The sequence below is a fragment of the Streptomyces sp. NPDC041970 genome, from assembly GCF_055588985.1.
The window spans coordinates 1-22,340 of record NZ_JBVJCD010000082.1 but is presented as its reverse complement, the minus strand read 5'-3'; the positions used below and the strand labels follow the sequence as shown (position 1 = coordinate 22,340).

The window sequence follows — 22,340 nt, the reverse complement described above, 5'->3', positions numbered from 1 at the left end:
GTGGGGTTCTTCACGTCCGCTCGGAGGGGGGCGCCTGTTCGGGGAAACAGATGGGCGGTATGCCCCCCGTTCGGGACACGGCGAACGGCTCCGGCCCGCTTCCCGGGGGGGGACGCGCCCCGGAGGCGGCGGCGCGGGGCCGACCGGCCGGTCAGTGGAAGAAGTGGCGCGTACCGGTGAGGTACATGGTGACGCCGGCCTTCTTCGCGGCCTCGACGACCAGCTCGTCGCGGACGGACCCGCCGGGCTGGACCACGGCCCGGATGCCGGCCGCCGTCAGGATCTCCAGGCCGTCGGGGAACGGGAAGAACGCGTCGGAGGCGGCGTACGCCCCGCGCGCCCGCTCCTCGCCGGCCCGCTCGACGGCGAGCTTCGCGGAGTCGACCCGGTTGACCTGGCCCATGCCGACGCCGACGGAGGCGCCGCCCTTGGCGAGCAGGATCGCGTTGGACTTGACCGCGCGGCACGCCTTCCAGGCGAAGGCCAGCTCCTTCAGCTCGTCCTCGGAGAGCGCGTCACCGGTGGCGAGCGTCCAGTCGGCCGGGTCGTCGCCCTCTGCCTGGAGGCGGTCGGCGGCCTGGAGGAGCGCGCCGCCGTCGATCGGCTTGACCTCGACCTCGGCGGCCGGGGCGCCGGGGGCGCGCAGCACGCGGATGTTCTTCTTGCGGGCCAGCACCTCGACCGCGCCGTCCTCGTAGGCGGGGGCGACGATGACCTCGGTGAAGATCTCCGCGACCTGCTCGGCCAGCTCGACCGTCACCGGCCGGTTGACGGCGATGACCCCGCCGAACGCGGAGAGCGGGTCGCAGGCGTGCGCCTTGCGGTGGGCCTCGGCCACGTCGTCGGCGACCGCGATGCCGCAGGGGTTGGCGTGCTTGATGATCGCGACGCACGGCTCGGCGTGGTCGTACGCGGCCCGGCGCGCGGCGTCGGTGTCCGTGTAGTTGTTGTACGACATCTCCTTGCCGTGCAACTGCTCCGCCTCGGCCAGGCCGCCCGAGCCGGAGGTGTAGAGGGCGGCGGGCTGGTGCGGGTTCTCGCCGTAGCGCAGGACGTTCGCGCGCTCGTACGTCGTGCCGAAGAAGTCGGGGAAGCCGGAGTCGTCGGCGGCGGCGTAGTCGGCGGCGAACCAGGAGGCGACGGCCACGTCGTAGGCGGCGGTGTGCCGGAACGCCTCGGCGGCCAGCCGCTTGCGGGCGGTGAGGTCGAAGCCGCCGGCCCTGACCGCGGCGAGGACGTCCCCGTACCGCTCGGGGCTGGTGACGACGGCGACCGAGGGGTGGTTCTTCGCGGCGGCGCGGACCATGGAGGGGCCGCCGATGTCGATCTGCTCGACGCACTCGTCGGCGGAGGCGCCCGAGGCGACGGTCTCCGCGAACGGGTAGAGGTTGACGACGACCAGGTCGAACGGCTCGACGCCCAGCTCGGCGAGCTGCGCGCGGTGGGCGTCCAGGCGGAGGTCGGCGAGGATGCCGGCGTGCACGCGGGGGTGCAGCGTCTTGACGCGGCCGTCCAGGCACTCGGGGAAGCCGGTCAGCTCCTCGACCTTGGTGACCGGCACCCCGGCGGCGGCGATCCGGCCGGCGGTGGAGCCGGTGGAGACGAGTTCGACGCCCGCCTCGTGCAGGCCGCGGGCGAGGTCTTCGAGCCCCGTCTTGTCGTAGACACTGACCAGGGCGCGGCGGATGGGCTTATTCACCGACATGACCGAGATGAACCTTTCGTCCCTCAATGCGATGGCCGTCACGGGCGATCCGCCCCACGGCCTCAACGAGCAGCGTGCGCTCGACTTCCTTGATGCGTTCGTGGAGGGCTGCTTCGCCCTCCGGCGTGTCCTCCTCGGTCACCTCGACCACGCCCTGCGCGATGATCGGACCGGTGTCGACGCCGTCGTCGACGAAGTGGACGGTGCAGCCGGTGACCTTCACGCCGTACGCGAGCGCGTCGCGCACTCCGTGGGCACCGGGAAAACTGGGCAGCAGGGCGGGGTGGGTGTTGACGGTCCGGCCCCCGAAGGCGGCGAGGAACGCCGGGCCCACGATCTTCATGAAGCCGGCGGAGACGACGAGGTCCGGGCGGTGCTCGGCGACCAGCGCGGTGAGCGCCCGGTCCCAGTCCGCGCGGGTGGCGTGGTCCTTGAGCCGGCACACGAACGTGGGGATTCCGGCCCGCTCGGCGCGCTCCGCGCCGCCGGTCCCGTCGCGGTCCGCGCCGACCGCGACGACCCGCGCCCCGTACCCGGCGGGGTCGTCGCCGATCGCGTCGAGCAGGGCCTGGAGGTTCGTACCGGATCCGGAGACCAGCACGACCAGCCGGGCGGGGGCGGCGGAGGAGGGCGGGGAGGCCACGTCGGGGCCCTTTCTCGCGTGGTGGCGACCGCGCGGTGACGCGGGTGCGGGAGGTGCACGGGGTGGTGGGGTGCGCGTACGGGCGCACGCTTGTACGGTCCTACGAAAGAATCGCTTCGGTCGATACGGGGAACCCTACGAACGAGCCGACCGTCAGCAACGATACCGGCACACCCGACGGCCCCCACGGGACGGGGGCGTGAGCGGGAGGTAGCGTCAGGGGACAGCGCACCGTCCGCCGGGCGGACGAACCGTCCTTCGGGCGGACATGACGAGATGGGGAAGACGTTCACCACATGCCGGACCGACGCCACCGCACCGCCTTCCGCCTTCCGTTGCCCGAGCGGTCCGCTCCGCTGATGCGGGAACACCCGTCCTCCCCGCCGCCCGCCTCCGGCTCCTCCCCCGCCCAGGGGCCGGGGTCCGCTTCGGGCTCGGGGCCGGCTTCCGGTTCAGAGCCCTCGGGTGCGGGCTCCGCCTCCGGCTCGGGGCCAGTTCCGGACTCGGGCTCCGCTTCGGGTTCCGCACCGTCTTCCGGTTCGGGGGCGGCTTCCGGCTCGGGGGCGGTTTCCGGCTCGGACGGCGGCGGGAAGCCGGAGGACGACAATCCCTTCGCCGCCCCGCCCGCGGACCGGCCGGACCAGCCGTGGCGGCCGCGCCGCCCCTCCGGGACGGACGGGAACGGCGGCGAGGGCGAGGGCTCCGGATGGGGCGGCCAGTGGAGCAGCAAGCAGCCCGGCCGGGGCGACGGCGGGTTCGGCGGCCGCCCCGGCGGCAACGGCTCCGGCAAGGGCGGCCCCGAGGGCGGCGGTACGGGCGGGATGCGCTGGGACCCCACCGACCCCGCGCAGCGCCGCGCCCGCTACGCGGTGCTCGGCGGCATGTGGGCCTTCTTCTTCGCGCTCTTCGACTTCCCGGAGATCGCCCTGCTGCTGGGCGCGCTCTCGGTCTACTGGGCGGTCAGCGCCCTGCGCACCCCGCCCAGGACCGCCTCCGCCACGGCCCGCGGGGCCGTCGCCGGAGACGTCGGCACGGGGACGTCCGGCCCCGCTTCCGGCGCGGGCACGGACGACACCGCGCCCGCTCCCGCGCAGAACGGCAGCGGCAGCGGCAGCGGCAGCGGCAAGCAGCAGACCACCGCGGCGATCGGCGGGCTGGTGACCGCCCTGCTGGCCCTGATCATCGTGCTGACGTCGTACAGCGTGCAGCTCGTCTACCGCGACTACTACACGTGCGTGAACGACGCCCTGACCAAGACCGGCGCGGTGGCCTGCAACGACCGGCTGCCCAAGCCGCTGGAGCCGTTCTTCGGCGTCAAGGAGTAGCCTCCGGACCGCCCGGCTCCGGGCCCTCCGCGTCGGACCCGTCTGCGGACGCGGCCCCGTGCGCGGGACCGCGTCCGGGGTCGGGGACCTCGATGGACGGTACGACGGAGGGCGTGGCCGGGAGCCCGGTGGACGGCGCGTCCGGGGGCGAGGCGGGGAAGGCGGCCATCAGGCCGCCCGAGCCCCGCTTGAGGGAGGCCCACCGCGCCTGCCGGCTCGCCTCGCGCCAGGGGTCGGCCGGCAGGAAGTCGTACGGCTCGGCCCCCCGGTCCCCCCGCCCGCCCGCCGCGCGGGCCGCCGCCGAGGGGGCCGGTACGGGGGTGGCGACGGGCGCGGCGCCGCCGCCCGGAGCGCTCCCCGTACGCCACGGGGCCCACCAGCGGCGCGGGCGCGCGACGACGGGCGCGGGGGGCCCGGCCGGCAGGTCGCGGCGCCAGGCCCAGCCGGGTGCGCGCAGCCGCCACAACCGCCACAGCAGGGCCGCCGGCACGCCGAGGACCGCCGTCCACCCGAGCGCCGCCGGGCCGGTCCGCCACCAGACGGGCCCGAAGGCGCTGAGCGCCCCGGTGCCGAGCGGTCCGCCCGCGACCGCCGTGAGCAGCGCCGTACCGACCCCGCACCCCACCGCCGCGAACAGGGCCACCAGCGCCGTCTCGCCCGCCCTCCAGGAGTGCGCGCGGGGCGCGTCGACCGGCGTCGCCCCGCGTACGGTGAACCAGGCCACCGCCCACGCCGCCGCCACCGGCACCGCCGCGGCCGCCCAGCTCAGCGGCGAGCCCGGACCCGGCCCCGGCAGCGCGGCCAGCAGCGGGAAGTCGGGGGCCGCCGGGGTCCCGTCGAAGCCCAGCGGGGTGGCGGTGGCGCCCGTGCCGATCGAGAAGCCGGGGCCCAGCCCGTACGCGGCCCCCCACAGGGCGGCGTTCGGCACGAGCGAGGCGGCGAGCAGGAGTACGGCGGTGCGCCCCGACCAGTCGCCCGCGAGCGCCAGGAACGAGTCCCGCGCCGCGTCCGCGTTCCGGGCCAGGGCCACCGCGACGAGCAGCGCGCCGCCCCCGAGCAGCACGAGCAGGCCCGCGGCGGCCGACCGGCACGCCGCCTCCGCCCGGTCGCGGAAGGCCGCCCGCGCGACGGCCTCCTGGAGCGGCAGCGGGAACCAGGTCGGCAGCGGCCCCAGCGGACGCCCGGCCGCCGTCCACGCCCCGGTCGCCGCCGAAGCGGCCACCACCAGGGCCGCCGGGAACACCAGCGTCTGCGGGTCGACGCGCAGCGCGCCGCCCCGCGCGTAGGCCGCCGCCCCCGCCAGGACCAGCAGGTAACCCCCCGTCACCGCGCAGAGCGCCCCCGCCGGCGAGGGCCGGGGCCGCCCGCGCTCCGGCGCCGCCGCGTCGCGCGCGGCGCGGTGTGCCAGCCAGACCGGGCCGACCGCGAGCAGCAGCGGCACCATGGCGACGGGGGCGGGGACGCCGCTGAGGGTGTCGGGCCGTACGAGCGCGGCCCCGTGGGCGAGCGTCCAGAGCGCGGCCGCGACGCGCAACGCGCCGTCGGGCCCGCTGTCCGGGTAGGGCGAGCTGATCCAGACCGCCGTGACCAGCACCGCCAGCGCCCCGAGGCCGAGCCCCGCGGCGACGGCGCCCCGTGCCAGGGCGGTGGCCAGGTCGAGGGTGCGGTTCCGCGCGGCCGGCGCCTTCGGGCTGCGTTGCGTCATGGGGGTCACGCGGCCCATGCTGCCAACGACACGCGCTGATGCCGCGTAACGCGCGAAGAGCCGCTGTGTCGCCCAATATACGTTTATGTACTTTTTCACCGTCCCGCTGCACGGCGCTGCCGGGGGGCACCCATGACCCGGAGCGCCACCGGTGCGGTCGCCGCACCGCCGCTGCCCTCCCCCAAGGAGTGCCGCAGACTGCGTGAGGCGAGGTCGTTGAGCGAGGAGCAGGTGGCGGCGGCGGTCGGTGTCACGCGCGCCACCGTGCGCGCGTGGGAGACGGGGCGGGCGACCCCGCGCGGGCGCAAGCGCGGGCTGTACCTCGCCCTCATCAACCCCGCAGCGTCACCGCCGGAGGCGGGCCGGGACGCGGGGGCCGGGGCGGAACCGGTCGCGGAGGCAGTCGGGGCAGCGGGGGCCGGGGCGGAACCGGACGCGCCCGCGGCGGCGGGCGCGGACGGGGAAGCGGGCGCAGGGGTGGGGCCGGAAGCAGCGGGGAAAGCGGACGCCGAACCGGAAACGGAGGCGGAGGCAGTGGCTCAGACCGACGCGGAAGCAGTGGCTCGCACGGACGCGGAAGCGGCGGCTCGGACGGACGCGGAAGCAGTGGCTCGCACGGACGCGGAAGCAGTGGCTCAGACCGACGCGGAAGCAGTGGCTCGCACGGACGCGGAAGCAGTGGCTCAGACCGACGCGGCCGGGGGTCCCGCCCACTCGCCCGCCGCCGCGTTCGACGCGCTGTACGACCGGACGGCCCCCGGACTCGTCCGGCAGACCTATCTGCTCACCGGTCGCCGCCATCTGGCCCGCGAGTCCGTCGAGCGCGCCTTCCAACTGGCCTGGCAGCGGTGGCCCGAGGTGGCCGTCGACCGCGACCCGGCCGGCTGGGTGCGCGCGGCGGCGTACGAGTACGCGCTGTCCCCCTGGCACCGGCTGCGCCGCGCGTACCGCCACCCCGACGCCCCGCCCGCCGAGCCGGGCGAGCGCGCGCTGTTCGACGCGCTCCTCGACCTGCCGCCGGCCTACCGGCGGACGCTGCTCCTGTACGACGGGGTCGGCCTGGACCTCCCGGAGACGGCGGCCGAGACGGAGGCCAGCACTCCGGCGGCGGCGGGCCGCCTGATGACCGCCCGCGCCGCCGTCGCCGAACGACTGCCCGACCTGGCGGACGCCCCCTCCCCCGCCGAGCAGTCCGCCCTGCTGCACGACCGGCTCGGCGGGCTGGCCGGCGTCGAGCGCGTGCCCGCGCCGCCGCCCCCGCACGTCGTGCGCGCCGGGAGCGAGAACACGGCCAGGCGCTGGACCAGGGCCGCCTCCGCCTTCGCCGTCCTGCTCATCGGGGCGACCGGGCTGACGCTGCACACCGCGCCCACGCGCTACGAACCGCCGATCCCCCCCGCCGAACGCGTCGGGGGTGTTCCGCCGCGCGGCGGGCCGCAGCAGTTGACCGCCCAGGACCTGGAGTTGCAGAAGGCGCTGCGCGAGCACCTGGCCCACGGTCCGGAACGGCTGGTTCCACAGCTCCGGTGATCCCGCGGCAGCTCCGGTGCCCCCAGCGGCGCGGGAGAGGCCGCGGCACCGGTGAGCCCGCGGGTACGGGCGAGCCCGCAGCACCGGTGGGCCCGCGGCGCGGGAGAGCCCGCGGCGCGCCACCCGCCGCGCACGTCAACGGCGCGGGCCCGCACCCCCTCGAACCGGGGATGCGGGCCCGCGCCGTTCGGACGTCGTACGACGCCCGTGGTGCGCTGCCGCGCTCAGGCGCCGAGGATCTCGCGCGCCAGCTTGGCGGTCTCGGTCGGCGTCTTGCCGACCTTGACGCCGGCGGCCTCAAGGGCCTCCTTCTTCGCCTGGGCGGTGCCGGAGGAGCCGGAGACGATGGCGCCGGCGTGGCCCATGGTCTTGCCCTCGGGGGCGGTGAAGCCCGCGACGTAACCGACGACCGGCTTCGTGACGTTCTTCGCGATGAAGTCGGCCGCACGCTCCTCGGCGTCGCCGCCGATCTCGCCGATCATCACGATGAGGTCGGTGTCCGGGTCCGCCTCGAACGCCGCGAGGGCGTCGATGTGCGTGGTGCCGATGACCGGGTCGCCACCGATGCCGACGGCGGAGGAGAAGCCGATGTCGCGCAGCTCGTACATCATCTGGTAGGTCAGCGTGCCGGACTTGGACACGAGACCGATGCGGCCGGGCTTGGTGATGTCGCCCGGAATGATGCCGGCGTTGGACTGGCCGGGGGTGATGAGACCGGGGCAGTTCGGACCGATGATCCGGGTCTTGTTGCCCTTCTCGTTCGCGTACGCCCAGAAGGCGGCGGAGTCGTGGACGGCGATGCCCTCGGTGATGACGACCGCGAGCGGGATCTCGGCGTCGATCGCCTCGACGACGGCGGCCTTGGAGAACGCCGGCGGCACGAAGAGGACGGAGACGTTCGCGCCCGTCTTCTCCATCGCCTCCTTGACGGAGCCGAAGACCGGGACCTCGGTGCCGTCGAAGTCGACGGACGTGCCGGCCTTGCGCGGGTTGACGCCACCGACGATGTTGGTGCCGTCGGCCAGCATGAGCTTGGTGTGCTTCATGCCCGTGGCGCCGGTCATCCCCTGGACGATGACCTTGCTGTCCTTGGTGAGGAAGATAGCCATGGTGTTGGAGTCCCTCGTCCCTTACTTCGCAGCCGCGGCGAGCTCGGCGGCCTTGTCGGCCGCGCCGTCCATGGTGTCCACGCGCTGAACGAGCGGGTGGTTGGCGTCGGAGAGGATCTTGCGACCCAGCTCCGCGTTGTTGCCGTCGAGCCGCACGACGAGCGGCTTCTCGACCTTCTCGCCCTTGGACTCCAGCAGCGCGAGCGCCTGGACGATGCCGTTGGCGACCTCGTCGCAGGCGGTGATGCCGCCGAAGACGTTGACGAAGACGGACGTGACGTCCGGGTCGCCGAGGATGATCTCCAGGCCGTTGGCCATGACCTCGGCGGAGGCGCCGCCGCCGATGTCGAGGAAGTTGGCGGGCTTGACGCCGCCGTGGTTCTCACCGGCGTACGCGACGACGTCCAGGGTCGACATGACCAGACCGGCGCCGTTGCCGATGATGCCGACCTCGCCGTCGAGCTTGACGTAGTTGAGGTTCTTGGCCTTGGCGGCGGCCTCCAGCGGGTCGGCCGCCTCCTTGTCCTCGAGGGCCTCGTGGTCGGGCTGGCGGAAGTCGGCGTTCTCGTCGAGCGAGACCTTGCCGTCCAGGGCCAGGATGCGACCGTCCTTGGTCTTCACCAGCGGGTTGACCTCGACGAGGAGCGCGTCCTCGGCGACGAAGGTGTCCCACAGCGTCACCAGGACCTCGGCGACCTTCTCCGCCACCTCGGCCGGGAACTTCGCCTGGGCCACGATCTCGCGGGCCTTGGCGATGTCGACGCCGGAGTTGGAGTCGACCGGGACCTTCGCGAGGGCCTCGGGCGTCTTCTCCGCGACCTCCTCGATGTCCATGCCGCCCTGCACCGAGGCCATGGCCAGGAAGGTGCGGTTGGTGCGGTCGAGGAGGTACGAGACGTAGTACTCCGCCTCGATCTCCGGGGACAGCTCGGCGATCATCACCTTGTGGACCGTGTGGCCCTTGATGTCCATGCCGAGGATGTCGGTCGCCCGGGCGACCGCCTCGTCGGGGTCGGCGGCCAGCTTGACGCCGCCGGCCTTGCCGCGGCCACCGACCTTCACCTGCGCCTTGACGACGGACTTGCCGCCCAGCTTCTCGGTCGCCTCGCGGGCTGCCTCAGGCGTGTCGATGACTTCACCGGCCAGCACCGGTACACCGTGCTTGGCGAAGAGGTCCCTCGCCTGGTACTCGAACAGGTCCACGCGCGTCCGTCCCTTTTAGTGGTCTCGCGGTTCGTTTTCTGCGTGGGCGTGCCGCGAAGGGCAACGTGACTGCGCTGTCACTAGGGAGGCGTACACGGTGTCCGTATACGCGGCATGTCCATCCCGCAGGTTATCCCCGCGCTCCGCGTGACCCTAAATCGCGGATCACACCTGAGCGGTGATAACGGTCACAGACGGTGCTCCGGCGCGGGTCGGGGCGGCCGCGCCGCCCGGCGGGGCGCCCGGCTGCCGGGACGCGCGCGGGCGGTGCGCCGGGCCCCGTGCCGCGCCCCTCACGAGGCTCGGGGCTCCTTGTCGGGCATGGGCAGCGGCCTCTTCTCGATCGCGGCCGCCATGACGTCCGGGAAGAGGTCCGGCGTACAGGCGAACGCGGGCGCTCCGAGCGCCCCGAGCGCCGCCGCGTGCTCGCGGTCGTACGCCGGCTCGCCCTCGTCGGAGAGCGCGAGCAGCGTCACGAACCGCACGCCGGACGCCTGCATGGCGGCGACCCGTTTCAGCATCTCGTCGCGGATGCCCCCCTCGTAGAGGTCGCTGATGAGGACGACGACGGTGTCCGCGGGGCGGGTGATCCTCGACTGGCAGTAGGCGAGGGCGCGGTTGATGTCGGTGCCGCCGCCGAGCTGGGTGCCGAAGAGGACGTCGACCGGGTCGTCCAACTGGTCGGTCAGGTCGACGACCGCCGTGTCGAAGACGACCAGCCGGGTCGCGATGGTGCGCATCGAGGCGAGCACCGCGCCGAAGACCGAGGCGTAGACGACCGACGCGGCCATGGAGCCGGACTGGTCGACGCAGAGGACGACGTCCTTCGTGGCGGACCGGGAGGCGCGGCCGTAGCCGACCAGGCGCTCCGGTATCACCGTGCCCGTCGCCGCCTCGCCGTCCCGTGCCGGGAGGGTCAGGTAGTTCTTGAGGTTGGCCCGGATGGTGCGGCCCCAGTCGATGTCCCGGTGGCGCGGCCTGCTGATCCGCGCCGTGCGGTCCAGGGCCCCGGCCAGGGTGGCCCGCGTGCGGCTCTCCAGGCGCTTCTCCAGCTCGTCGACGACCTTGCGGACGACGGCGCGGGCGGTCTCCCTTGTCGTCTCGGGCATCGCCTTGTTGAGCGAGATCAGGGTGCCGACGAGGTGGACGTCCGCCTCGACGGCCTCCAGCATCTCCGGCTCCAGCAGCAGCGCGGCCAGGTCGAGCCGGTCGATCGCGTCGCGCTGCATCACCTGGACGACGGAGCTGGGGAAGTACGTCCGGATGTCGCCGAGCCAGCGGGCGACGGACGGGGCCGAAGCGCCGAGCCCGCCGGAGCGCCCGCCGCCGCCGCCCCGGCCTGCGGGCTTCTTCCCGCCGCCCCCGTACAGCGCGCTCAGCGCGCCGTCCATCGCGGCGTCCCGGCCGCTGAGGGCGGACCCGGTGCTGTCGGCGGCGTCCGCTCCCAGCACGAGGCGCCAGCGCCGCAACCGCTCGTCGTCGTCGGCCCGCGGGGCGGGGCGCGCGGCCGGGGCGGCCGGTGCCTCCTGCGGGGGGTGCGGGGCGTGTGCGGTGGGTTCCATCGTCTCCCCCGTGGGGTCGCTCGTCGCCGGTCCCCCGGTCGTGTTCGTCGTCATCGGGCCGCCCCCGCCGGTGCGGGGCGCGCGCCGAGCAGCAGGCGCAGCACCGGCTCCACCGCGTCGGCCCGGTCCCGGTCGAGGCCGGGGCCGAACCCGGCGGGGGCCCGGTCCGCGCCGCTCCGGTGGGCGCCCCCGGTGACGGGCCCGCGCCGGACCAGCTCGCCCAGGGTGCGGCGTACGCCCGGCTCGTAGGCGGAGAACGTACGCCGCAGGAGCGGCAGCACGTCGGTGAACGTGTCGGTGGAGACGCCGGCCAGCCAGGCGTCGAGGAGGGCGAGCAGCCGCTCGTCGTGCACCAGCACCATGCCGCCGCCCGACGCTCCGCCGACGAACCCCTCGATCCAGGCGGCGGCGTCGGCGGGCGGGGCGCCGGCGGAGAGCGCGAGGCCCATCAGCCGGGCGGCCTCGTCCTCCGTGAGCCGCCCCTCGTCCAGCAGGAGCCGCACGGCCCGGCCACGGATGATCCCGGCGACCGAGTCGCGGCTCGCCAGCTTGCCCAGGACGGCGTCCCAGCGCTCCCGCAGCCCCGGCGGGGGTGACGCCCCGGCGACCAGCAGCCCGATCGCCCCGTGCACGGCCTCCACCTGGCGGCGCAGCGCCTCGGCCCCGTCCGCGTCGAGGGCGGTGCAGGCGGAGGGCAGACCGACGCAGACGCGGTCGGCGAGGCCGGCGGCGACCTCGCCGAGCGCCGCCGTGTCCGTGCCGCGCACGTCCCCGTACCGCAGGGAGCGGGCGAGGGCGGGCAGCGCGTCCGCGAGGTGGCCGACGTCGGAGTCGAGCGCGGCCCGGTCCGCGAGGGCCTTCATCACGACGGGCAGCGCGTCGGGCAGGTCGGCCAGCAGGCAGTGCTCGGCGAGGTCGGTCACCTCGGACAGGGCGGTCGCCGCGCCGGCGCGCGCCTCGGCCCTCGCCGTCGCGGCGGTCAGGACGGTGGTGCCCCACACCCCCGCCTCCGCGACCCGGATGTGCAGCTCCGGCTCCCAGCACAGCCGCCAGCTCTCCCGGAAGGTGCCGGTGCCCGTCCCCGCCATCGGGCCGCCCCAGGCGACGCCGAGGAGGCGCAGCCGGTGCAGGAGCCGGCTGCGGGCGGCGTCGGTGTCCTTGCGCAGGTCGAGGTCGACCACGCGCTCCCGCGCCTCCGGCTTGAGCCGGAGGGTGCGCTGGGTGCGGGTCAGGTCCCGTTGGAGCGGGACGGCGGGGGCGGTGTCCGGGACCTCGCCCAGCGTCTCGCCGACGATCAGCCGGTCCTGGACGAGGGCCAGCGGGACGTCGGAGCCCTCGCACATGACGGCCCGCACCGCGTCGGTCGCCTCGCCCAGCCCGGCCAGCGGGCGGCCGCGCAGGGCGGCGAGGGTCTCGGCGAGGCGGACCGCCTCGATGACGTGGGCGGTGGAGACGAAGCGGTCCTCCGCGCGCAGCAGCCCGGCGACCTTGGTCATCCACCGCTCGATCGGCCGGTCGGCCGCGTCGAAGAGGTGGGCGTACCAACCGGGGGCCTCGATCCCGGCCCCGTAGCCGCTGTGCCGGGCGAGCCTGCGGTGGGTCCACGGCACCCACGTCAGCTCGGTCCGGATCTTCGGGAGGCCCTTGAGGAGGGCCCGGTCGGCGGCGAGGGTGGTGCGCGCGGCGAGCGCGGGGACGTGCCAGGCCCCGCAGACGACGGCGACGTCGTCCCCGAACTCCTTGCGCGCGGTGCGCACCTGGACGCGCATGTACGCCTCGCGGACGGCGTCCCTGGGCTGCCCGCCGTCCCCGTAGGTCTCGCGGAGCGCCGCCATGGCCTCGGCCAGCGCGGCGAACGGCGCGAGCGCGTCGTCGGCCTCCCGTGTCGCGTCCTGAGCGGCTTCCGCTCCCGCGGCGGCACCGGGTGAACGGTGCTCGACGACGTCCTCCCACCAGCGCTCGGGGTCGTCGTATCCGGCGGTCTCGGCGAGCACGCGGATCGGGTCGACGACCGGGCTGACCTCGTCCGCCCCCTCCTGCCGGGGGGCGGCCGGGCCGTCGGCGTCCGGGGGCGCGTCCTGCGGGGCCGGTGACGGGGTGTGCGCCAGGGCCAGGGAGTGGGCGGCCGGGAGGTCGATGAAGCGCACCGGCACGTCGTGGTCGAGGGCCCATCGGATCGCCGCCCACTCGGGCGAGAACGCGGCCATCGGCCAGAACGCGGCCCGCCCCGGATCGTCCACGGCGTGCGCGAGCAGCGCGACGGGGGGACGCATCTGCGGGTCGGCGGCGAGCGGGAGGAGCGCGTCGCCCTCGGGCGGCCCCTCGATGAGGACGGCGGCCGGGCGGGCCGCCGAGAGCGCGGCGAGGACCGCCCGCGCCGAACCGGGCCCGTGGTGCCGTACGCCCAGCAGGAAGGGCCCGCCGGGGCCGGTCCGCGCCCCGCGCCCGGCCGCCCCGTCGGACGCTCCAAGCTCGGGGACTGCGGCGTTCGTGGCTCCGGAGCCCGTGGTTCCGGCGGCGAAGGCCCCGGATCTCGTGGCTCCGGCGGCGTCCCCGGCACCCGTCGCCCCGGCGTCCGAGGGCGCGGCGTCCGTCGCCCCGGCGCCCGTCGCCCCGGTGCCCGTCGTTCCGGCGCCCGTCGTCACGGCGTCCGCGGGCGTGCGGCCGGGCCGCGGTGCGGTCGTCATGCGGAGACCTCGCGGCAGGCGCGGTAGAAGTCCTTCCAGCCGTCGCGCTCGCGGACCACGGTCTCCAGATACTCCTGCCAGACCGCGCGGTCGGCCGCCGGGTCGCGGACGACCGCGCCGAGGATGCCGGCCGCGACGTCGCCGGGGCGCAGGACGCCGTCTCCGAAGTGGGCGGCGAGGGCGAGGCCGTTGGTGACGACGGAGATCGCCTCGGCCGTGGAGAGCGTGCCGGAGGGGGACTTGACCTTGGTGCGCCCGTCCGTGGTCACCCCGTCGCGCAGTTCGCGGAAGACCGTCACCACGCGCCGGATCTCGGCCAGCCCCTCCGGTGCGGCCGGCAGGTCGAGCGAGCGGCCGATCTGGTCGACCCGGCGGGAGACGATCTCCACCTCGGCCTCCGGGGTGGCGGGCAGCGGCAGCACGACGGTGTTGAAGCGCCGGCGCAGCGCGCTGGACAGCTCGTTGACGCCCCGGTCCCGGTCGTTGGCCGTGGCGATGAGGTTGAAGCCGCGGACGGCCTGGACCTCCTGCCCCAGCTCGGGGACGGGGAGCGTCTTCTCCGACAGGATCGTGATGAGCGAGTCCTGCACGTCGGCGGGGATGCGGGTCAGCTCCTCGACGCGGGCGGTCATGCCCTCGGACATGGCCCGCATCAGGGGGCTGGGCACCAGCGCGTCGCGGCTGGGGCCGTGCGCGAGCAACTGCGCGTAGTTCCAGCCGTAGCGGACGGCTTCCTCGGGCGTCCCCGCGGTGCCCTGCACCAGGAGCGTCGAGTCACCGCTGACCGCGGCGGCGAGGTGCTCGGAGACCCAGGTCTTGGCCGTCCCCGGCACTCCGAGCAGCAGCAGCGCGCGGTCGGTGGCCAGCGTGGTCACGGCGACCTCGACGAGCCGGCGCGGGCCCACGTACTTCGGTGTGATCACCGTCCCGTCGGGCAGCGCACCGCCCTGCAGATACATGGCGACGGCCCAGGGCGAGAGCCGCCAGCGAGCGGGCCTGGGGCGGTCGTCGGCGGCGGCGAGCGCCTTCAGCTCGTCGGCGAAGGCGTCCTCGGCGTGCGGGCGCAGAGCCTCGCCGCCGGTCTCCGCCCCGACGGACGCGGTGGTCGCGGGCATGGTCATGGGTCCCCCTCCAGATCGGTCGACCTGTTGTGGTTCCCACCGTGCACCATGGCACTGACAACGGGCCCTGACCGCAGGTCAGGGCCCGTTCGGGACCGGTCCGAGAGCGGTGGCCCAGGGGCGGCCGGCCGCTGGTCAGCCCACGATCGGCGACCCGGCGACACAGCCGCCGGCCGAGACCGCGCCCGCGCCCTTCGCCTCCTTGATGACCTTGCCCTTGTACGTGATGGTGCACGTGACGTCGCCGCCCGTCTCCAGCGCCAACGGCATGACGGCGGGCGGCATGATGCCGCGCAGCGTCACCGTCTTCTTCCACGGCAGGGTCGGCGCGGTGACGGTCTCCAGCTCCGGGTTCATGGCCTCGCCACCACCCGCGTGGAAGGAGATCTCGTCGACGCTCTTCCCCGTGACCTCGTACGTGACCTCGTAGGTCTCGTCCACGGTCTCGTCGACGGCCTTGGCCACCGCCTCGTCGACCGACTCGGCCGAGCAGGCGCCGAGCCCGAGGACGAGGCCCGTGACCGCCAGTGCGCCGCACAGGGCGCGCACGGGACGGTTGGCGCGGATGGTGTGCTTCATCTGGATCCCCCTGGATCGATCCGCCCGGATCGGTTCCGGCACGGAGACCGCAGGGAAACGCAAAGACAAGGCAAAGTCAAGTCGCTCTGACAACGGCTTCGTCGCAGGTCGGAGGGGATTGTCAGTGGCGCCCCCTAACGTCGTGGCCATGCTGCTATCTCATGGGGGAGAGACCGCGCCCGCCGGTGGACCGGAGGTGCGCTGGACGGCGGAACAGGTGCTGGCCCTGGCTCCTGACGCCGCCTCACGCAAGGCGGGCGCGCGACTCGGCGTGCCGGGCCCGTGGTCCGGGACGGGCTGCGACGGCGCGGGAGCCGTGTGGGGCCGGTGCAAGGGCAGCGGGAGGACGCCGTACGAGACCGTGGTCGACCTCACCGGGCCCGCCTACCGGTGCAGTTGCCCCAGCCGGAAGTTCCCCTGCAAGCACGCGCTGGGGCTGCTGCTGCTCCGGGCGTCCGACGAGGCGGTGTCCCCGCGGGCCGAGCCGGTCGACTGGGCCGCCCCGTGGCTCGACGGGCGCCGCGTGCGCGCGGCGGCGGACCCGGTCGCCGCGGGCGTGGAGGGCGGGGCCGGGCCCGCCGACCCCGCCGCCGCGCGGAAGCGGGCCGAGCGCCGGGCGGAGCGCGTCACCGGCGGGGCGCGGGAGTTGGAACAGCGCCTGGCGGATCTGCTGCGGGCGGGGCTGGTGAGCGCCGACCGCCCGGAGCAGGCCCGGTGGGAGGAGATCGCGGCCCGCATGGTCGACGCCCAGGCGCCGGGGCTGGCCAACCGGGTGCGGGAGTTGGGCGCGATCACCGGGTCCGGTCCGGGGTGGCCGGTGCGGCTGCTGGAGGAGTGCGGCCTGCTCCATCTGCTGGACGCCGCCTGGCTCGGCCGCGAGAGGCTGCCGGACCCGCTGGCGGCCACGGTGCGGACGAGAGTGGGGCTGCCGGTCTCCGCAGAGGGCCCTGCGATCCGCGACCACTGGCTGGTCCTCGCGCAGTACGACACCCCTGACGGCAGGATCACCACCCGGCGCGTCTGGCTGTACGGGCGGGAGTCGGGCCGCACGGCGCTGCTGCTCTCCTTCGGCGCGGGGGGCCGTTCACCGGACCAGGCGCTCCCGGTGGGCGTGGTGCTCGACGCCGAGCTGACCCCGTATCCGGGCGGCGGGCAGCTCCGTGCGGAGCTGGGGCGGCAGTTCGGTTCGTCCGTCCCGCTCGGCCCTCCGCCGGGCGTCCCCGCGGCCGCCGCCCCGGCCGTCTACGGGGACGCGCTGCGGGACGATCCGTGGCTGGAGGCGTATCCGGTCACCCTGCGCGACGTCATACCCGTGCCGTGCGAGGGCGGTTGGCAACTGGCCGACGCGCACGCCGACTCCGCGCTGCCGGTCGCCCCGGCGGCGCTGTCCCGGCCGGGGCTGTGGAAGCTCGTCGCGGTCTCCGGCGGTCGCCCGGTCACCGTGTTCGGCGAGATCGGCCACCGCGGCTTCGACCCGTTCGCGGCCTGGGACACGGAGGGCGGGGGCGCGGCCGAGGACGCCGCGGGCGGCACCGTCGTGCGACTGGTCTGACCCGGCACGGGCGACCGCCCCGCCCCAGGCGGCTCGCGCGTACGGCGTGCCCCCGGCCGCGCTCCGGGTCCGATGCCCCCCACCGCCCGCGCCTCTCCGCCCCACCACGCCGCCGTCCCACCGTTCCGCCGCCCCAGGAGCGGCCTCCCCCGGCCGTCCCGCCGCCCGCGTCCCACGTCCGCGTACCGCAAGCCCTTGGAGGTAAACGATGCCTCGTACGACCATCGACCCGACCGGGAACGCGACCGCGGAGCCGCCCCGGCCCCCGGCGGCCGACACCCCGCCCGCCGACGCCGTCGCCGCCGTCCCGTCGGCGTCCGAGCGTCCCGGCGCGGGCGCTCGGGCGGACGCGCCCGGCACCGCTCTCGACGGGGCGCCCTGGGAGGAGCTGGTCACCTCGGCGCTGCTGGGCACCGACCGCCGCCCCCCGGCGCCGCACGACGTGCTCGGCCCGGCCGACGCCCCCGGCGCGCTGCTGGACGCCGCCGCGCTGCACACCGTGCGGCGGCGGGCCGGGCTGCTGCCCGCGACGGCGAAGGCCCGTCCGGAGCCCGCCGTCCCCGATCCGCGCCCGCCGCTCCCCGAAGCGGCCCGGCACCGGCTCGCCCGCCTGCTCGCCGACCGGGCCGCGCCCTCGGCCGGTGGACGGCGCGGCACGACCCCCGACCTCACCGAGCTCATCCCGCAGTGGCTGGCCACCGCCAACCGGCGGGGGTTCCGGGCCCCGGCCTCCCTGGTGCCGGGACTGCTGGACGCCGCCCGCGCCCGGACGGACCTGCGGCCGCAGGCGCTCACGTTCGCCGGGCCGCGGGGACTGTGGCTGGCCGGGCTGAACCCCGAGTGGAAGTTCGCCCTGCGCGGTTCCGCGATCGGTTCGCTCCAGCCCGACACGACCGATCCGGAGGCGGTGCGGCAGGTGTGGGCGGAGGGGCTGTTCGCGGAGCGGATCGCCCTGCTCGACGCCGTACGGGCGCAGGACCCGCCGGCCGCGCTCGCCCTCCTGTCCGCGACCTGGTCCACCGAGCGGGCCGAGGACCGGCTGATGTTCCTGGACTCCCTGCGGACGGGGTTGAGCGGCGAGGACGAGCCGTTCCTGGAGCAGGCCCTGTCGGACCGCAGCCGCAACGTCCGCGCCACCGCGGCCGAACTGCTCTCCGCCCTGCCCCACTCGGCGCTCGCCCGGCGGATGGGGGCCCGTGCGGTGTCCTGCGTGAGCCCGGACCGCTCCGGCGACGCCGTGACCATCACCGTGGAGGCGCCCCACGAGTGCGACGCGGACATGCAGCGCGACGGCGTCGTGGCCGCCCCGCCGACCGGCCGGGGCGAACGGTCCTGGTGGCTGGGGCAGTTGGTGGAGGCCACCCCGCTCGGCGTCTGGGAGGAGCGGTTCGGCGGGCGTCCGGCCGAGGACGTGGTGGCCCTGCCGGTCGCCGACGACTGGGCGGGCGAGCTGCACGCCGCCTGGTGCCGGGCGGCGGTGCGGCAGCGGAACCCCCGATGGGCGCGGGCCCTGCTGGGAGCACCGTCCGCACCGCAGGCGAGCACGCCGGGGACGACCTCGATCGCCGAGCGCTCCAAGCTCCTCGCGATCCTTCCGGCGGACGAACGCGCCCTGTGGACAGCGGAGTTCATAGCGGCGCACGGCCTGTCGGAGGCGTTCCAGTTGCTCGGGGTGTGCACGGTCCCCTGGGCCGAGCCGCTCGGGCGCGCGGTGGTGGACGCGCTCGACATCGCGCGGGACGCCGGGAGCTACCCGTGGAGCTTCAGCGGCGTGATGGGGCTGGCCGAACGCTGCCTGGACCCGGCGGAGGCCGGACGGCTGGAGGTGCTCACGGCGGCGCAGGACGAACGGGAGGGAGCGTCACCCGGAGCCGGCGGGTACTGGTCGGAGGCCTTCCAGCGGCTGGTCTCCACGTTGCGGCTGCGCGCCGCGATGGAGGCGGAGCTGACGGCCTGACGGCCCACCGCCACCCCGCCGAACCCACGCGGAGGCCCGTACGGAGACCACTGCGAAGGCCCCGCACCCCACCCAAGCCTGCACGCGGATCCGCACGGAGACCCGCGCCCAGCCCGGCACAAGAGCCTGACGCCCGCCCGGCCCAGGACCCCGCGCCAGACCTGCTCGGGGCCCCGCGCCAAGGCCGCTCGCCGCCCGAGGCCGGACCGTGCGAGGGCGCACCGATCCCCCGGACCGCGCAAGGCCGCACCAATCCCTCCGGACCCAGGCCGCACCGGCCTCGCCACCCGAGGCCGGACCGCACGAGCCCACACCGGTCCCCCCGCGCGAGCCCACACCGACCCCTCCGAACCCAGGCCGGGCCGCACGAGCCCACACCGGTCCCCCCGGACCCGCGCCGGGCCTGCTCGGACTCCCGGCCGGACCCCTCGGCCCCCGCGCCAGGACCCGAGGCCGCCCTCGAGACCCGGCCCCGGCCCCGACCCCGTTCAGGTCTGGGCGGACTGGCGGACGTGGGCGTTCACCCAGGAGACGATCTCCGTCGTCGTCGCCCCAGGCGTGAACAGCTCCGCCACGCCCAGCTCCTTGAGCGGCGGGATGTCCGCCTCCGGGATGATCCCGCCGCCGAACACCTTGATGTCCTCCGCGTCCCGTTCCCTCAGCAGCTCGATGACCTTCGCGAACAGTGTGTTGTGCGCCCCGGAGAGGATCGAGAGGCCGATGGCGTCGGCGTCCTCCTGGATGGCCGTGTCGACGATCTGCTCGGGCGTCTGGTGGAGCCCCGTGTAGATCACCTCCATGCCGGCGTCCCGCAGCGCTCGTGCGATCACCTTGGCCCCGCGGTCATGGCCGTCGAGTCCCGGCTTGGCCACCACCACACGGATCGGACCGGTCACACCCATTACTGCCTCCACAGGGTCTCCCGCGCCTGAAGGGCCGGGGAGGTGAACGAACGTTAGCCCCAGCATCCCGCACACCGCAGTTTCGCGGCAGGCGGGGAGGGGGAAATCACACGCGGGGCATGTCCGCCGTGCGCCGCCTCCCGCATCCCGCGGCCCTTGGGCCGCGCGGGGACCGGCGCGGGGGGAGCCGCTACGAGGTCACCGGACCACCGTGCCGTCAGCCGCACGGCACGGTGGTCCGGCCTCACCGCCCGCTCCCGCCCGGCCGCGCTCCTCGTGCGGACGCGACCGCCGGGTGCGCGCCCCGGTGGCGCTCGGGACGGCGCACCGCGGCGCCGCCGTCGCCCCCGGAGCCGGGCTTCACCCCATCGTGGGGCGGACGCGCGACGACTCCCCGGTGATCGAGGAGCTGCGCTCCCCCGCGCCCGACCGCCGGACGCGCTTCGTGAGCTTCTGGAGCGGCTGGACCGGACGACGGTCCCCGTCGGGACGCCGTGCGCCGACCACCCCGGCCATGACGCGGTGAGCGGGCGCGTCACCGGGATCGGGCGCCTCGCGCCGCTCGTGCATCCCGCCGTGACCGCGGCTGTCCGCGCGGTACGGGAGAAGCCCGGAACGCAAGACGGCGCGACCGGGTCCCGCAGAGAAATCCCCGCCGCGTGAAATAGAACGGTTCTCGAACGTAGAGCCAAGGCTCCGTCTGACGGCCCCCGAAAGACGCTCGAATGCCCGTTTCCTGCGAAGGTAAAACCCGCCGAAGATTGTCGTCGTCACATACTGCCGGGTACAGTCGCGGCCACTGCTTCCCCCTGGGACTTCCCCGACCGGGACCCAGAACAGTCCTGCTGTCGAGGCGAGAGAGAAGTTGGTGAACGACCAGCACCCCCACGCCGGACCCGTCGGGTACGACGCCCAGTCGACCGGCAGCTTCGACACCGACCCGCTCTTCGGCTGCCTCCCCGGCGGCGATGCCTCCGGTTACGAGGCGGGGTACGACGCCGCCTACGCCACCGGGCACGAGACGGCCGCCGGATACGACGGCCCCGCCTACGACGCCGGTTACGGCTCCGCGTACGCCACCGGACAGCCTGACCACGGCGGACCGTACGACTCCGCCGCGTGGGACACGGGCGGCCGGCAGACCACCGTCGCGTACGACGGCTACGCCTCCCCGTCCGGGGCCCACCAGCAGCCCGACCAGCAGTGGGACGCCACCGGGTCCTGGCAGCAGGCGGCCGCGCAGGAGACGACCGGCTCGTGGGCCACCGCCGACACCGGCGCGTTCCCCACCACCGGGTTCGCCTCCGCCCCGTACGGAGCGGACGGGTACGAGACCGGGGCGTACGCCACCGCCTCGTACGACACCGGCGCCTACCCGAGCGGCACGGCGTACGGGATCGGCGGGGCGCAGGAGGCGGACGCCTACGACACCGGGACGCATCCCGTCGGGGCGTACGGCGCGGCCTTCCCCGCGGACACCGGGACCTACGCCACCACCGGCGCGTACGACACGGGCGCCTACGACACCGGCGCCTTCGACGCGACCGCCTGGAACTCCGGCGCCGCGCCCGACGGCACCGCGTACGACCCCGAACAGACGTCGTATCCGCTGTACGGGCAGCACGCCTCCTCGTCGGCGGACGCCGACCCGGCGGGCGGCCCGGACGCGGTCGCGGAGCGGACCGAGCCGGCCGACGAAGCCGCCGACCCTGCGGAGGCGCTGTCCGCCACCGCGCAGTTCGCCGCCCTCGACGCGGACGCCCTCCCCGAGCCGGACGCCGCACCCGCCCCGCCCTCCGCGCACCGCGCCGCCGCCCGGCCCCCGGCCGCCCGCGGCCGGGCCCGCCGCCGCACCCCCGCCAAGCGCTCCGCCCTCCTGACCGTCGCGGTGCCGTCCGCCTGCGTGATGAGCGTGGCGGGCATCGCCGCCGCCTCGGTCAGCGGCCTGTCCGGCGGCGAGGAGCGGCCGGAGGAGACGACCGCCTCCCTGGCCGTCGCCGACCCCAGCACGGTGAAGCCGGTCGCCGCGAACAACCGGCTGGACAGCCAGTTGGAGCAGCTCGACGAGGGCAGCAACGACTTCCGCGAGCGCGCGAGCCGCACCCAGGAACGCATCGACCTGCAGGAACGCCAGGCGGCGGAGAAGAAGAAGCGCGCGCAGGAGGCGGCCCGCCGCGAGGCGATGCGCCCCAAGTTCGCCCTGCCGGTCACCCAGCACGGGCTCAGCGCCTACTACGGCCAGGCGGGCGTCAACTGGATGTCCGTCCACACGGGCATCGACTTCCCCGTCGGGTACGGCGCTCCGGTGATGGCCGCCACCGACGGCATCGTGCGCACCCAGTTGAACTCCGCCTACGGCAACATGGTGATCGTGACCAAGGCGGACGGCACCGAGACCTGGTACTGCCACCTCAGCAGCACCCGGATCCGCTCGGGCCCGGTGAAGGCCGGCGACGTCATCGGGTACGCCGGGGACTCGGGCAACTCCACGGGCCCCCACCTGCACTTCGAGGTCCGGCCCGCCGGCGGCGCGGCGATCGACCCGCTGGCGTGGTTCCGCAGCCACGGCCTCGACCCGACCTGAGCGGACCTCGGCACGGCACACGACAGGGGCGGGGGGGGGGCGGGCGGCCCCCCCCCCCCCCCCCCCCCCCCCCCCCCCTTCCCCTTTCCCCCCCCCCCCCCCCCCCCCCCGGCGCCGCCGTTGGCCGCCCAGCCACCCCGCCACACCCCCCGCCGCAACACTTCCGCCCCCCTCGG

General features: G+C 75.6%; 15 protein-coding genes and 1 pseudogene. 6 read left to right on the top strand and 10 right to left on the bottom strand.

Annotated elements, in window-relative coordinates:
- Positions 1-151: 151 nt before the first annotated feature.
- Both purH and purN read right to left on the bottom strand, forming a co-directional pair.
- On the bottom strand, positions 152-1,705 hold the full coding sequence (gene purH / locus ACZ6EJ_RS26170; protein ID WP_469270494.1) for a bifunctional phosphoribosylaminoimidazolecarboxamide formyltransferase/IMP cyclohydrolase: 1,554 nt from the start codon (positions 1,703-1,705) through the stop codon (positions 152-154).
- Positions 1,692-2,348 (bottom strand): phosphoribosylglycinamide formyltransferase, encoded by a 657-nt coding sequence (gene purN, locus ACZ6EJ_RS26165; RefSeq protein ID WP_469270492.1) that lies wholly within the window; start codon positions 2,346-2,348, stop codon positions 1,692-1,694. The genes purH and purN overlap by 14 nt, the downstream gene beginning before the upstream one ends.
- Positions 2,349-2,644: 296 nt before the next feature.
- On the opposite strand from purN, the gene ACZ6EJ_RS26160 reads away from it, so the two are divergent.
- On the top strand, positions 2,645-3,673 hold the full coding sequence (locus ACZ6EJ_RS26160; RefSeq protein WP_469270490.1) for a hypothetical protein: 1,029 nt from the start codon (positions 2,645-2,647) through the stop codon (positions 3,671-3,673).
- On the opposite strand, the gene ACZ6EJ_RS26155 is transcribed toward ACZ6EJ_RS26160, so the two are convergent.
- The gene (locus ACZ6EJ_RS26155; RefSeq protein WP_469270496.1) at positions 3,663-5,378 is read right to left on the bottom strand and encodes a cell division protein PerM; all 1,716 of its coding nucleotides are present in this window, start codon (positions 5,376-5,378) and stop codon (positions 3,663-3,665) included. The two genes, ACZ6EJ_RS26160 and ACZ6EJ_RS26155, sit on opposite strands and share 11 nt — an antisense overlap.
- A gap of 132 nt (positions 5,379-5,510) precedes the next feature.
- Here ACZ6EJ_RS26155 and ACZ6EJ_RS26150 point away from each other — a divergent pair, with 132 nt between their 5' ends.
- Positions 5,511-6,908 carry a helix-turn-helix domain-containing protein gene (locus ACZ6EJ_RS26150; RefSeq protein WP_469270489.1) on the top strand — a complete coding sequence of 466 codons (1,398 nt, stop codon included), beginning with the start codon at positions 5,511-5,513 and terminating at the stop codon, positions 6,906-6,908.
- A 224-nt stretch (positions 6,909-7,132) separates the two neighbouring features.
- Here the strand turns inward: ACZ6EJ_RS26150 and sucD are convergent, their stop codons facing one another.
- The 6 genes from sucD to ACZ6EJ_RS26120 form a co-directional block, all read right to left on the bottom strand.
- Positions 7,133-8,017, bottom strand: coding sequence for a succinate--CoA ligase subunit alpha (sucD, locus tag ACZ6EJ_RS26145; RefSeq protein WP_469270488.1), 885 nt, complete (start codon positions 8,015-8,017; stop codon positions 7,133-7,135).
- A gap of 21 nt (positions 8,018-8,038) precedes the next feature.
- A complete protein-coding gene (gene sucC, locus ACZ6EJ_RS26140) occupies positions 8,039-9,220 on the bottom strand; it encodes an ADP-forming succinate--CoA ligase subunit beta (RefSeq protein WP_469270486.1) in 1,182 nt (393 codons plus the stop codon).
- Positions 9,221-9,513: 293 nt separating this feature from the next.
- A complete protein-coding gene (locus ACZ6EJ_RS26135; RefSeq protein WP_469270485.1) occupies positions 9,514-10,782 on the bottom strand; it encodes a VWA domain-containing protein in 1,269 nt (422 codons plus the stop codon).
- Between the two features lie 50 nt (positions 10,783-10,832).
- Positions 10,833-13,469: a DUF5682 family protein gene (locus ACZ6EJ_RS26130; protein ID WP_469270484.1), complete on the bottom strand. Its 2,637-nt coding sequence runs from the start codon at positions 13,467-13,469 to the stop codon at positions 10,833-10,835.
- A complete protein-coding gene (locus tag ACZ6EJ_RS26125; protein ID WP_469270483.1) occupies positions 13,466-14,590 on the bottom strand; it encodes an ATP-binding protein in 1,125 nt (374 codons plus the stop codon). The genes ACZ6EJ_RS26130 and ACZ6EJ_RS26125 overlap by 4 nt, the downstream gene beginning before the upstream one ends.
- Before the next feature lie 135 nt (positions 14,591-14,725).
- A complete protein-coding gene (locus tag ACZ6EJ_RS26120) occupies positions 14,726-15,169 on the bottom strand; it encodes a hypothetical protein (RefSeq protein WP_469270481.1) in 444 nt (147 codons plus the stop codon).
- Between the two features lie 148 nt (positions 15,170-15,317).
- Between ACZ6EJ_RS26120 and ACZ6EJ_RS26115 the strand changes: the two genes are divergently transcribed.
- Positions 15,318-16,721, top strand: coding sequence for an SWIM zinc finger family protein (locus tag ACZ6EJ_RS26115; RefSeq protein ID WP_469270479.1), 1,404 nt, complete (start codon positions 15,318-15,320; stop codon positions 16,719-16,721).
- 208 nt (positions 16,722-16,929) lie between these two features.
- A complete protein-coding gene (locus ACZ6EJ_RS26110) occupies positions 16,930-18,678 on the top strand; it encodes a DUF5691 domain-containing protein (RefSeq protein ID WP_469270478.1) in 1,749 nt (582 codons plus the stop codon).
- A gap of 488 nt (positions 18,679-19,166) precedes the next feature.
- Here the strand turns inward: ACZ6EJ_RS26110 and ACZ6EJ_RS26105 are convergent, their stop codons facing one another.
- On the bottom strand, positions 19,167-19,580 hold the full coding sequence (locus ACZ6EJ_RS26105) for a cobalamin B12-binding domain-containing protein (RefSeq protein ID WP_469270476.1): 414 nt from the start codon (positions 19,578-19,580) through the stop codon (positions 19,167-19,169).
- A gap of 280 nt (positions 19,581-19,860) precedes the next feature.
- On the opposite strand from ACZ6EJ_RS26105, the pseudogene ACZ6EJ_RS26100 reads away from it, so the two are divergent.
- A pseudogene (locus tag ACZ6EJ_RS26100) lies at positions 19,861-20,243 on the top strand (lipase); the annotation flags it as partial.
- A 205-nt stretch (positions 20,244-20,448) separates the two neighbouring features.
- The gene (locus tag ACZ6EJ_RS26095) at positions 20,449-22,164 is read left to right on the top strand and encodes a M23 family metallopeptidase (protein WP_469270474.1); all 1,716 of its coding nucleotides are present in this window, start codon (positions 20,449-20,451) and stop codon (positions 22,162-22,164) included.
- The last annotated feature ends 176 nt before the right edge of the window (positions 22,165-22,340 follow it).